The organism is Nocardioides sp. URHA0020, assembly GCF_000620705.1.
Taxonomy (GTDB): Bacteria; Actinomycetota; Actinomycetes; order Propionibacteriales; family Nocardioidaceae; genus Nocardioides.
Window position 1 is genome coordinate 309096 of sequence record NZ_KK211168.1, and the last position, 11771, is coordinate 320866.

13 protein-coding genes are annotated in these 11771 nt (G+C 72.5%); 6 read left to right on the forward strand and 7 right to left on the reverse strand.

Annotated features, from left to right (window positions below):
- Positions 1-11 precede the first annotated feature (11 nt).
- Positions 12-734, reverse strand: coding sequence for a M50 family metallopeptidase (locus N542_RS0113195; protein ID WP_028644314.1), 723 nt, complete (start codon positions 732-734; stop codon positions 12-14).
- Between the two features lie 53 nt (positions 735-787).
- On the opposite strand from N542_RS0113195, the gene N542_RS0113200 reads away from it, so the two are divergent.
- The 5 genes from N542_RS0113200 to N542_RS0113220 are packed head-to-tail and all read left to right on the forward strand — an operon-like array spanning position 788 to position 4111.
- Positions 788-1000 (forward strand): hypothetical protein, encoded by a 213-nt coding sequence (locus N542_RS0113200; protein WP_028644315.1) that lies wholly within the window; start codon positions 788-790, stop codon positions 998-1000.
- Positions 997-1443 (forward strand): hypothetical protein, encoded by a 447-nt coding sequence (locus N542_RS0113205; protein ID WP_028644316.1) that lies wholly within the window; start codon positions 997-999, stop codon positions 1441-1443. The genes N542_RS0113200 and N542_RS0113205 overlap by 4 nt, the downstream gene beginning before the upstream one ends.
- Before the next feature lie 17 nt (positions 1444-1460).
- Positions 1461-2297 carry an aldo/keto reductase gene (locus tag N542_RS0113210; protein ID WP_028644317.1) on the forward strand — a complete coding sequence of 279 codons (837 nt, stop codon included), beginning with the start codon at positions 1461-1463 and terminating at the stop codon, positions 2295-2297.
- Entirely contained in the window at positions 2294-3367 is a 1074-nt protein-coding gene (locus N542_RS0113215) for an alanine racemase (RefSeq protein ID WP_028644318.1), read from the forward strand. Before N542_RS0113210 ends, N542_RS0113215 begins: the two co-directional genes overlap by 4 nt.
- An 18-nt stretch (positions 3368-3385) precedes the next feature.
- On the forward strand, positions 3386-4111 hold the full coding sequence (locus tag N542_RS0113220) for a peptidylprolyl isomerase (protein ID WP_028644319.1): 726 nt from the start codon (positions 3386-3388) through the stop codon (positions 4109-4111).
- Here N542_RS0113220 and N542_RS0113225 read toward each other — a convergent pair whose 3' ends face one another.
- Positions 4112-4993: an oxidoreductase gene (locus tag N542_RS0113225; RefSeq protein WP_028644320.1), complete on the reverse strand. Its 882-nt coding sequence runs from the start codon at positions 4991-4993 to the stop codon at positions 4112-4114.
- A gap of 5 nt (positions 4994-4998) precedes the next feature.
- Positions 4999-5436, reverse strand: a complete 438-nt coding sequence (locus N542_RS0113230; RefSeq protein WP_028644321.1) for an OsmC family protein — start codon at positions 5434-5436, stop codon at positions 4999-5001.
- 83 nt (positions 5437-5519) lie between these two features.
- On the opposite strand from N542_RS0113230, the gene N542_RS0113235 reads away from it, so the two are divergent.
- Complete coding sequence (locus N542_RS0113235; RefSeq protein WP_028644322.1) at positions 5520-6512, forward strand: NADP-dependent oxidoreductase; 993 nt, start codon at positions 5520-5522, stop codon at positions 6510-6512.
- Between the two features lie 13 nt (positions 6513-6525).
- Here the strand turns inward: N542_RS0113235 and N542_RS0113240 are convergent, their stop codons facing one another.
- The 4 genes from N542_RS0113240 to N542_RS0113255 form a co-directional block, all read right to left on the reverse strand.
- Positions 6526-7029, reverse strand: coding sequence for a DinB family protein (locus N542_RS0113240; protein ID WP_028644323.1), 504 nt, complete (start codon positions 7027-7029; stop codon positions 6526-6528).
- A gap of 15 nt (positions 7030-7044) precedes the next feature.
- Entirely contained in the window at positions 7045-8043 is a 999-nt protein-coding gene (locus N542_RS0113245) for a beta-ketoacyl-ACP synthase III (RefSeq protein WP_028644324.1), read from the reverse strand.
- Positions 8044-8122: 79 nt separating this feature from the next.
- On the reverse strand, positions 8123-9820 hold the full coding sequence (locus tag N542_RS0113250) for an aminotransferase class V-fold PLP-dependent enzyme (RefSeq protein ID WP_028644325.1): 1698 nt from the start codon (positions 9818-9820) through the stop codon (positions 8123-8125).
- Positions 9821-9875: 55 nt separating this feature from the next.
- Complete coding sequence (locus N542_RS0113255) at positions 9876-11684, reverse strand: hypothetical protein (RefSeq protein ID WP_028644326.1); 1809 nt, start codon at positions 11682-11684, stop codon at positions 9876-9878.
- Between the last annotated feature and the right edge of the window lie 87 nt (positions 11685-11771).

An 11771-nucleotide genomic window follows, 5' to 3' on the forward strand; every position in this document is an offset into this window, starting at 1 on the left:
CAGCCCTGCTCCTAGAGCGCGGAGTCGAGCAGCCAGCCACCACCGATCAGCGCGCAGGCGAGCGTCACGACCAGGTGCACGGCCACCCAGAGGACGCCCGGCACGCCGGTCAGCCGCGCCAGGACGTCCGCGTCGGAGGTGCGTGCCTGACCCCGGCGACGCTGCAGCTGCAGCTCCATGACCGGTCGCGGCGCGGCGAGCAGCAGGAACCAGGTCCCGACGTACGCCGTGCCGCTCTGCGCCTGCCCGCTCCCCCACCAGCTCACCGCGAACACCGCCAGCCCCGCCACGCCGACGGCGTACAGGCCGTAGAAGTTGCGGATCTGCAGGAGCAGCAGCGCGAGGAGGACGACGGCGAGCCACAGCACGGCGAGCGCGTGCTGGCGGCCGAGCAGGTACGCCGCGCCGAGGCCGAGCAGCGCCGGCCCGGCGTACCCGGCGAACGCCGTGACCACCATCCCCGGACCACGCGGCTTGCCCCGCGAGACGGTGAGGCCCGAGGTGTCGGAGTGCAGCCGGATGCCCTGGAGCGAGCGGCCGGTGACCAGCGCGGCCACGCCGTGCGCACCCTCGTGGGCGATCGTCACGACGTGCCGACCCACGGGCCAGGTCCACGGCGCGACCACCAGCAGCAGTGCGACCCCCGCCGTGACGACGACTCCGCCGTACGACAGTGGCTGCTGGATCCCGGTGACGTCGTCCCACACGGAGGACAGGACGTCGGAGGCACTCACCCGACCAGCCTGCCGGACGCGTGTCCGCGGCGGCAGGTGGGTACGGGCACGCCATGACTGATGAGAAGCAGGAAGCCATCCAGGCGGTCGTCGACCGGGTCACCTCCTGGCAGGACGGCGCCACGGAGAGCACCGTGGAGACCGAGCTGCGCAAGGGGTTCACCGAGGTCGGCGTCGACGTGCCCGACGAGGACGTGACCCGGCTCGCGGACGCCATCGAGTCCGAGCACGGGGCCGTGTCAGCCGCCGACGTCCTGGCTCGATGAGCGGACCCGACCGGGCCCACCAGCGCCCCGAGGGCGTCGACGACGCGACCGTCGAGGCGCTGGGCAAGCTGTCCGAGGCGCTCGAGGTCGTCGAGGAGGCCCGGGGGTTGCTCTACGCCTTCCACCGTCGCTGCGGCACCGCCGACCTCACGCTCGGCGAGTCCGTCGACCTGCTGCGTCAGGCCGGGCACACCGACCTCGCCGACCGGATCCAGCGGGAGCTCGTCGGTCGCAACATCCTGGCCGGCCGATGGAGCTTCCAGGTCGTCGAGGACTACGACAGCGGCTACTACGCGACCTTCCGCGACCTCGAGAGTGACGCGCGCGAGGCGCTGGTGGGCGGCAGGCGCCACCTCTACGAGGCCGAGATGAAGGAGGAGCGACGTAGCGACGGAGTGCCCGGCCACGAGGCGCTCCCCCAGGACGTCGCGGACCAGGGCTGATCGGTACGTTGAACGACATGGCCATCCCGACGCACACGCTCAACGACGGCAGCACCCTCCCGGCGATCGGCTTCGGGACCTATCCCCTCGAGGGCGAGGCGGCGGTCTCGGCGATCGTGTCCGCGATCGAGGCCGGCTACCGGCTGCTCGACACGGCCGTCAACTACGGCAACGAGGCGGAGGTCGGCGAGGCGGTGCGCGCGTGCGGCCTGCCGCGCGAGGAGCTCCTCGTCGCCAGCAAGATCCCCGGGCGCGACCACGGGTACGACGACGCGATCGCCAGCGTGCACGGGTCGTTGGAGCGGCTCGGGCTCGACTACCTCGACCTGCACCTCGTGCACTGGCCCAACCCCAGCGTCGGCAAGTACGCCGAGGCGTGGCGGGCGCTGGTGGACCTGAAGGAGCAGGGCCTGGTGCGCAGCATCGGCGTCTCCAACTTCACCGAGGCGCACCTGCGGCGCGTCATCGACGAGACGGGCGTGACCCCGGCCGTCAACCAGATCGAGCTGCACCCCTACTTCCCCCAGGTCGAGATGCGGGCGGTCAACGAGCGCCTCGGCATCCAGACCGAGTCCTGGAGCCCGCTGGGCAAGCGGCAGGCGCCGTTCGCCGAGAGCGCGGTCGCCGCGGCGGCGGCCGCCCACGACGTGAGCCCCGGCCAGGTGATCCTGCGCTGGCAGGTCCAGCTGGGGGCGGTCCCGATCCCGAAGTCGGCGACCCCGGAGCGGCAGCGGGCGAACCTCGACGTGTTCGGCTTCGAGCTCGACGACGCCGAGATGGCCGCCATCACCGCACTGGGCCGGCCCGACGGACGGCTCTTCGGCGGCGACCCCGACACGCACGAGGAGATGTGAGCAGCGCGTACGCCGGCGAGCCGGCGACGCCGTACCTCCGCGTCGACGTCGGTCGGCTGCGCAGCAACATCGAGGCCACCGCGGCCCGGGCCGCGGCCGCCGGCGTCTCCCTGCGTCCGCACGCCAAGACCCACAAGACGCCCGAGATCGCCCGGCTCCAGATCGCGGCCGGAGCCGTCGGGCTCACGGTGGCCACCATCGGCGAGGCGGAGGTCTTCGTGGACGGCGGCGTGGAGGACCTCTTCATCGCCTACCCGCTGTGGCTCTCCGACGAGGCCGTACGGCAGCTCCGCGACCTCGCCGGTCGCGCCGACCTCGCGATCGGCGTCGACTCGGTGGCTGCCGCGACCCGCGCCGGGTCGCTGCTGGCGGGCACCGGGATCGCCGCCCTGGTCGAGGTCGACTCGGGCCAGCACCGCACCGGCGTGCCGGCGGGCGACGCGGGAGCCGTCGCCGCGGCCGCCGTCGAGGCGGGGCTCCCGGTCCGCGGCGTCTTCACGTTCCCCGGTCACGGCTACTCCCCCGACCTGATGCGGACGGCCGCGGACGACGAGGCCGCGGCGCTCTCCGCGGCCGTCGCGTCCTTCCGCGAGGCGGGCCTGGAGCCCGACATCGTCAGCGGTGGCTCGACCCCCACGCTGGGCCACAGCCACACCGGCGAGCTGACGGAGCTGCGGCCCGGGGTCTACGTCTTCGGTGACGCCCAGCAGTGGGAGCTCGGGGTCATGCAGCCCGAGGCGATCGCCCTGACCTGTCGGGCCACGGTCGTCAGCCACGCGGGCGGCCGGCTCGTGCTCGACAGCGGGGGCAAGGCGCTGGGGGCCGACCGCGCGGCGTACGCCACCGGCTCGGGCCGGCTGCTCGAGCACCCGGACGCGCGCATCGTGCTGCTCTCCGAGCACCACGCCGTCGTGGACCTCGCCGACGGAGCGCTGCCGCCGCTCGGGAGCCGCGTCGACGTCGTCCCCAACCACGTCTGCGCCGCAGTCAACCTCGCGGACACGCTGTGGGCCGACGACGCCACGACGCTCGCCCCGTGGGCGGTGGCCGCGCGCGGCCGCAACGCCTGAGGGCCCTACGATCTGGGCATGCGCTCCCGCCCCCTGACCGGTCTCGCCGGTCTCATGATCGTCGCCGGCCTCACCCTCGCCGGGTGCTCCGGCTCCGACAGCGACTCGGGCTCCGCCGCGGACCCCGCACCGACCGCCGCGTCCAGCGACCCTGCCAGCGAGTCTGCGAGCCCGTCCGGCACGGGGACCTGCAGCTACCCCGAGGACAGCGCCTCCGCGGCGAAGGAGGTCGACCCACCGCCGGCGACCCCGACGCGCACCGGCCAGGTGGACGTCGAGATCAGCACAAGCGTCGGTGAGATCGACGCGACCCTGGACGCCGACACGACCCCGTGCACGGTGAACTCCTTCCTCTCGCTCGCCCAGCAGGGCTACTTCGACGACACCCCGTGCCACCGGCTGACCACCGCCGAGGCCGGGATCTCGGTGCTGCAGTGCGGCGACCCGAGCGGCACCGGGTCCGGCGGCCCCGGCTACTCCTTCGACGACGAGCTGTCCGGCTCCGAGACCTACCCGGCGGGCACCCTGGCCATGGCCAACGCCGGGCCCAACACCAACGGGTCGCAGTTCTTCGTCGTGTACGGCGAGACGCCGCTGCCGCCGCAGTACACGGTCTTCGGCAAGCTCGACGCCGACAGCACCAAGGTCGTCGCCGACCTCGCCGCGCTCGGCACCGCCACGGGACAGGCCGACGGTCCGCCGGCCAAGAAGGTCACGATCACGTCGGTGAAGGTCGACGACTGATCACCCCAGGGGGAAGCGGATGCCCGTCAGCTCCTCGGACGCCGCCCACAGCCCCCGCGCCAGGTCGGGGTCCAGCGCCTCGCGGCTGCGGCCGACACCGGTCGGCCAGCCCGTGAGCTCCCTGAAGCCGTCCGGGCCGATGAAGGAGTTGCCGGGCACGTCCATGGTGGCCGCGTACAACGTCGTCAGCGCACCCTTCCAGACCGGCATCCCGGCGACGCGGTGGCCCCAGCTGCCGACCCAGGTCTTGAACGGGCTGCCGGTGTTGGCGGTGATGGAGGTGGCGGTCGAGCCGGGGTGCGAGCCGACCGCGCGCAGCGTCGACCCGGCGGCGGTCAGCCGCCGCTGCAGCTCGCCGAGGAAGAGCAGGTTGGCGAGCTTGGAGGCGCCGTACGCGCCGAACGGCTTGTAGGTCCGGCGCTGCCAGTTCAGGTCGCGCAGGTCGAACGAACCTGCCCGGTGGGCGTCGGAGGAGATGACGACGACCCGGTCGCGCAGCTGGGGCAGCAGGAGGTTGGTCAACGCGAAGTGACCGAGGTGGTTGGTCGCCAGGTGGGTCTCGAAGCCGTCCACGGTGAGGGCGTAGGGCACGGCGAGCACCCCGGCGTTGTTGATCAGCACGTCGACGGGCCCGATGTCGGCGGCGAACGCCCGCACCGAGGTCAGGTCGGCGACGTCGAGGCGGCGCACCTCGACCGATCCCGGCAGGGTGGCGGCGGCCGCCTCCCCCTTGGCCGGGTTGCGTACGGCGAGGACCACCTCGGCGCCCCGCTCGGCGAGCACGCGGGCGGTGGCCAGCCCCAGTCCTCCGCTGCCCCCGGTGACGACGAAGCGCCGGCCGTCCTGCGGTGGTACGCCGTCCCACGGCTGCCGGCGCGGCACGGAGCTCAGGCCTCGCCGTACTCGATCGGGGCCCCCACCTGGACGGTGCGCCCCACGGTGCACAGCCGGTCGCGGGACTGGGCGATCGAGCGCGCCAGCACGTCGCGGGCCCGGTCCCCCTCCTCGCCCTCGGGGAAGCGGACGTCGAAGGTCAGCCGCAGGTCGGTGAGCCGGTTGCCCTGGTCGTCGCGGATCTTCTCGCCCTCCGCGACCACGTCGAAGGACACCGCCGACGCGCGCTTGCCGGTGATGAGGTCGACGTCGATCGCGCTGCAGCCGGCGATCGCCGCCAGCAGCAGCTCGACCGGCGTGAAGTCCGGGTCCCCCCCGGAGCCGATCGGCAGCACTCCCCCACGCGCGTTGGTCGCCTTGTAGCGCCCCTCGCCCATCTTGGTCAGGTCGATGCGGCGCGCGCTCGCGCTGGGGGTGTCCGAGGTGGTCATGGGCACAGCGTGCCAGAACGGCGACACGCCCGGACCGGGGCCCGTCGTGCCGCCCGGACCGTGACCGCTGACAGGATCGCCCCATGACCACCGCTCGCGAGATCCACCTGGCCGCCCGCCCCCAGGGCTGGCCCACCCCCGCCGACTTCCGCACCGTCGACACCGAGCTCCCGGAGCCCGGTCCCGGCGAGGTCGTCGTCCGCAACACCTTCCTCTCGGTCGATCCCTACATGCGCGGCCGGATGAACGACGTGAAGTCGTACGTGCCGCCCTTCGCGCTCGACGCCGTGATGGACGGTGGCGCGGTCGGCGAGGTCGTGGCCTCCGGCTCGGACCGGCTGCAGGTCGGCGACACCGTGCTGCACCAGGCGGGCTGGCGCACGCACGCGCTCCTCTCGGACCGCGCCGCGCGCACGATCGACGTGTCGCAGGTGCCCGCGTCGGCGTACCTCGGGGCGCTCGGCATGCCCGGGATGACGGCGTACGTCGGGCTCACCAGGATCGCCGAGGTCCGGCAGGGAGACACCGTCTTCATCTCCGGCGCCGCGGGTGCCGTCGGGTCGGTGGCCGGCCAGATCGCGAAGCAGCTCGGCGCCGCGAAGGTGATCGGCTCAGCCGGCACGCCGGAGAAGTGCGTGTGGCTGACCGAGCTCGGCTTCGACCTGGCGCTCAACTACAAGGACGCGCCGATCGGCCGTCAGCTGCGCGAGCACGGGCCGGTGGACGTCTACTTCGACAACGTCGGGGGCGACCACCTGGAGGCGGCGATCTCCGCGATGGCCGACCACGGTCGCATCGCCGCGTGCGGTGCGATCGCCGACTACAACGCCGAGGCGCCCTCCCCCGGTCCGCGCAACATGATGATGTTCGTCAGCAAGCGCCTGACGCTGCGCGGCTTCATCGTGACCGACCACGGCGACGTGGCGTCGGAGTTCTACGGCCGGGCCGGAGGCTGGGTCGCCGACGGGTCGCTCACCTGGCGCGAGACGGTGGTCGACGGCATCGACAACGCCGTCGAGGCGTTCCTGGGACTGCACCGCGGCGACAACACCGGGAAGATGCTCGTCCGGCTCTGAGCGGTCGCCGCTGTCAGATCGCGACGTACTGCTTGCCGTCGAGGAGCTCCCGGACGGCGTCGAGGTGGCCGGCATGGACGGCGGTCTCGACGAGGACGTGGACCAGGACGGTCCGCAGGTCCGGGAAGGACTGCCCGGCCTCGGCCCACCACTCCTCGTGCGTGGCCGGCGGGGCATCGAGGGAGAGCCCGGCGATGATCGCGTCCGAGCGCTCGACAGCGGCGCGGTACGCCGAGATGACCGACGCCGGGGACTCCTCGTCCTCGACCTGCCAGTCGGCGTTGACACCCTCCGGCCAGAAGTCCAGTGGCTCACCGGCCATCACGACGCCGAACCAGTACCGCTCGTCCGACAGCGTCAGGTGGCGCAGCAGCCCGAGGCACGACCACCCCGACGGCAGGACGGGCCGGCGCAGCTGGGCGTCGTCCAGGCCTTCGACCTGGTCGAGGACGTGGTCACGCTGTCCGCCCAGCTGGCGGAGGAGCAGGTCTCGCTCGGCTGACGTCTCGCCGCTCATCTCGGCGCTCCGTCGCTAGAGGGCGACCGGCGGCAAGGTGACGACCTGGCCGGCGTAGCTGAGGCCCGCGCCGAAGGCGATCAGCAGGGCGAGGTCGCCGACCTTGGCCTCGCCCTTGCGCACCATCGCCTCGATCGCGAGCGGCACCGAGGCCGCCGAGGTGTTGCCCGAGTCGACGACGTCGGTGGCGATGGCGACGCTCTCGGGCAGCTTGATGTTGCGCGCCAGGGTCTGGGTGATGCGCAGGTTGGCCTGGTGCGGGACGAACGCGTCGAGCTCGTCCACCGACACCCCCGCACCGTCCAGGGCCTCGTGGACGACGTCGGCCATCGCGAACGGCGCCCAGCGGAAGACCGCCGTGCCCTCCATCTGCACGACGGGGTGGTGGCCGCCGGCGGGCGTGAGGCAGCTCGGCGTCTGGGTGATGACCTGCGACTGCGCGCCGTCCGACCCCCAGGCCGTCGGTCCGATCCCGGCCTGGTCGGCGGCGCCCACGACCACCGCGCCGGCACCGTCGGCGAAGATGAAGGCGGTGCCGCGGTCGGTCGGGTCCATGAACCGGCTGAGCTGCTCGACCCCGATGACCAGGACATGGCTCGCCCCACCGGTCCGCACCAGGGACGAGGCGAGGTTGAGCGCGTGGCAGAAGCCGGCGCAGCCCGCCGAGATGTCAAAGGCCGCGGTCTTCGACCCGAGCCGGTCGGCCACCTGGGGCGCGGACGCCGGGGTGTGCTCGGGGTAGGTCGACGTGGCGACGATGACGCAGCCGAGCTGGTCGGCGGTCACGCCGGAGACCTCGAGCGCCCGCCTGGCCGCGGCGGTCGCCATCGTGATCAGGTCCTCGTCGGGGCCGGCGAAGCGCCGCGTCCTGATCCCGGAGCGCGTCTGGATCCACTCGTCGGAGGAGTCGAGGACCTCGCAGACCTCGTCGTTGGTGACGACCCGCTCGGGCCGGTAGACCCCCAGTCCCAACATGGCGGTGTGCTCCACGTTGGCCGTCTGCTGAATGGTCATGCCCTGCTCCGATCGTGTCGACGAGACGACGTGCCCGACTCCGGGTCACGTCGCTTCCGCGAGCATAGGACCGCGGTGCTCAGGTGAGCGCAGAGGCCGGCAGCTCGAACCACCGCAGGTGCTCGAAGTCGACGCTCACGTTGCCGGGATGGCCCGAGAGGTCCGGCCCGGTGGTCGAGGCCAGCAGGGCGGCGCCGTCGCGCAGGTGCTCGACGAGGAGGTCCTCTCCCCCGGTCGTGCGGTTGCGCGGCATGGTGACCCGGCCGCCGGCGTACGAGATGTCGCGCAGCGACAACGGGGGCAGCACGACGCCGTCGCGGTGGCGCCACAGCCCGGTCACGGGGTCGAAGGAGTAGTCACCCAGCAGCCTCCAGCCGTCGCGGGCCACGAGGCGCACGGCCTCGATCAGGTAGTCGACGACCGCGTCGGAGACGAAGTAGTTGAAGTTGATCCGCACCCAGCCCGGCTTGATGCCCTCGCAGCCGCCGGTGATCTCGCGCTCGAACTCGTGCGAGCGCTCGAGGTCGATGCCGAGCAGCCGGTGGCCGTACGGGCCGGCGCACGAGCAGCCACCGCGGGACTGGATCCCGAAGAGGTCGTTGAGCAGCGCGACGACGTAGTTGTGGTGCAGGTAGCGCCCCGACGGCGCACGCAGGATGAACGAGACGATCGAGAGCCGGTCGGCGTCGAGGTTGCCGAGCAGCTCGATGCCCGGCTCGTCGCGCCAGGCCGCGACGGCGCGACGCAGGTGTCGCTCCTCCTGCTCCCGGATCGTGTCGGTCCCGACGGCCGCCTTCAGCTGGAAGACGAGGCCGGCGCGGATCGACTCGATGATCGCGGGCGTGCCGCCCTCCTCGCGGTGGGTGACGTCGTCGAGGTAGCGGTGGTCGTCGTCGTTGACGTAGGCGACCGTCCCGCCACCCGGCATCTCCGGGACGCGGTTGGCGAACAGCTCGCGCCGGGCGGCCAGGACCCCCGGCGTCGACGGTCCGCCGATGAACTTGTGCGGCGAGAGGAAGACGGCGTCCTTGTAGGACGACGGCTGCCCGGGCGCGGCGACCATCGAGATGTCGACGTACGGCGCGGCCGCGGCGAAGTCCCAGAAGCTGAGGGCGCCGTGCTCGTGCAGGAGCGTCGCGATCCCGGCCGTGTCGGACACGATGCCGGTGACGTTGGACGCGGCCGAGAAGGAGCCGATCTTGAGGGGACGCTCGGCGTGCCTCTCGAGCTGCGCGCGCAGGTCGTCCTGGTCGACACCGCCGTCCGCGTCCTGGCGGATGGTCACCACGTCGGCGATCGACTCGCGCCACGGGATCTCGTTGGAGTGGTGCTCGTAGGGACCGATGAAGACCACGGGTCGCTGCTCCGGCGCGATGTGGTCGCTCAGCGCGTGCGCATCGTCCAGGGTGGAGGGGATGCGCAGGCCGAGCACCCCGATCAGCTTCGCGATCGCGCCCGTGCACCCGGAGCCGGCGAAGAGCACGACGGTGTCGTCGTCCCCGCCGACCGACTCGCGGATGATCGCGCGAGCCTCCTCGCGCAGGCGGGTGGTCTGCAGCCCGGTGCCGCTCGACTCGGTGTGCGTGTTGGCGTAGCTGGGCAGCACCTGGTCGCGGATGAAGTCCTCGATGAAGCCCAGGGCCCGGCCCGAGGCGGTGTAGTCGGCGTACGTGACGCGGCGGGCGCCGTACGGCGTCTCCATCACGTGGTCGTCGCCGATCACGGCGTCCCGGATGAGCGCCAGGAGGTCCTGCTTGTCGGCGTCCGGGTTGCTCATACCGACACCCTAGGACCGGGCGGATCCCGTCGGCAGGCAGGATCCGCCCGTGCCGTCAGCGGATGACGACCATGGCCATCTGCTCGCCGCTCATCGTGGACGTGGAGGGCTTCGACGTCTGGGTCTGGAGGAACTTCACCATGCGCGGCTCGTCGCGCTTGTGGACGCCGCGGAAGAACTCCTCCTCGTCCTCACCGTCGTAGCCGTAGTACTCGACCTGCCCGAACTGGGCCTGCACGGTGTCGCTGCGCACCGCCGAGCTCAGGGCCTTGCGCGCGGTGGCGACGGTGTCACCGAGTTCGACCTCGGTCGATGCCCCGCCGGTGACGTCCAGGATCGCCATCTTGCCGGCGGCCGAGCGGGGGACCGCGAACGTGAACGGCACTCGGAGGGTGGTGGAGCCGGAGCGCAGCACGGCGCGGAGCTTGATCGACTTGCCGTGCACGGCGGTGGCCGGACGGCTCTCGCTCAGCCAGGACCACTTGCCGCTCCGGAGCTGCTCGACCCGCTGGAGCCGGTAGTGCCGACCGTTCGGGACGACGTCGCCGACCGTCACCACGTCGTTGACGGTGACGCCCTCCATGTCCGCGATCTCGTACGCCGCCGAGGCCGCGTAGTAGCTCGCCTCCGACGCGAGATCCATGGTCGCGCGGACGCGGTCGGTCCACGCCAGGGTGAAGGGACGGTTGTCCGCGTCGACGCCGCTGACCTTCCAGCGCAGGATCTCGCTGCCGGGGGCCGAGCCGTCGACGACCAGCGCGTGGTTGAGCGAGCTCTCCAGCAGGGTGGTCGTTGCGAGGTTGTCGGAGGAGCGCGCCGAGACGTAGCTCTTGCCGATCCGGGTGCGCGAGCCCTTGGTGACCTTGGAGGTCACCGTGGCCGTCGACGGCAGGGCGCCGAACTGGCCGGTGATGCCGGTCATGTGGTCGCCGAAGATCGTGCCGACGGGAGCGCCGATGTTGGCGACCTTGAAGGGCGGGTTGTCACCCTGGATGTAGAGCGCCTCGGCGGGGTGCAGGCTCAGCGTGCTGTCGCCGCTGAACTCCATCGGGTGGCCGAAGCCGACCACCTTGTCACCGCACACGGAGGTGACCGTGCCGACGCCCGCCATCAGGACGTCGCCGTACGACAGGGAGGCGGCCAGGTTGCCGCCCGCGACCATCGTCTCGGCGCCGTCGCTGACGCCCAGGCTGGAGCGGCCGGCGGCGTACAGGTCCGTGCGCAGCCACGGGTGCTTCGCGAGCGTCGCGGCCGACGGGTGCAGGAAGCGGGACGGGACCCCGCTGACGGCGAGCGGCACGGGCAGCTGCTCGAAGCCGCGGGCGGCCTGGGCCTTCGAGACCCCTGCCGCTGCTGCGACCTTGGCCGCGATCGTGGGCTTGAGCCCCACCCGGAGGGCGGGAGCGGTGAGGTAGTCGTCCATGTCCTCGAACGGCGTGACGCCGGCGATCCACGACTGCTCCGTCGACAGGCCGTACGCGATCGCGCCGATCAGGCGGCCGTCGGCGGCGTACACCGGGGAGCCCGACATGCCCTGCCAGATGCCCTTGACCTCGTCGGTGGCCAGGCCGGCCGGGTCGACCTTGACCAGCACCATGTCCACGCCCGGCGCGATGCCGTCGTTCAGGGTGCCGAGCACCTGGCCGGTGAACCCGGTGGGCGTCGTGCCCGTGAGCACGGTCAGGCCCTCGACCGGGTCACCGGGCGTGAGGTCGGCCACCGGGAAGGGCTGCGTGCAGTCCGCCGCCGGGTCGGCTCCCAGCGCCGAGGCGGTGCCGGCGAGCGCGGTGGCCGTGAGCGACAGCGTCAGGATGAGGCCGATCCCACGGCCTCCCCGAAGACGTCGAGGGGTGCGGTGAGACATAGGTGCGTGCTCCTGTCCGAGGGTCGGGTCAGACGACCCGAGCGCAGAGGACGCTAACCCGTCCCGGGCGGCTTGTCCGGCAGACCG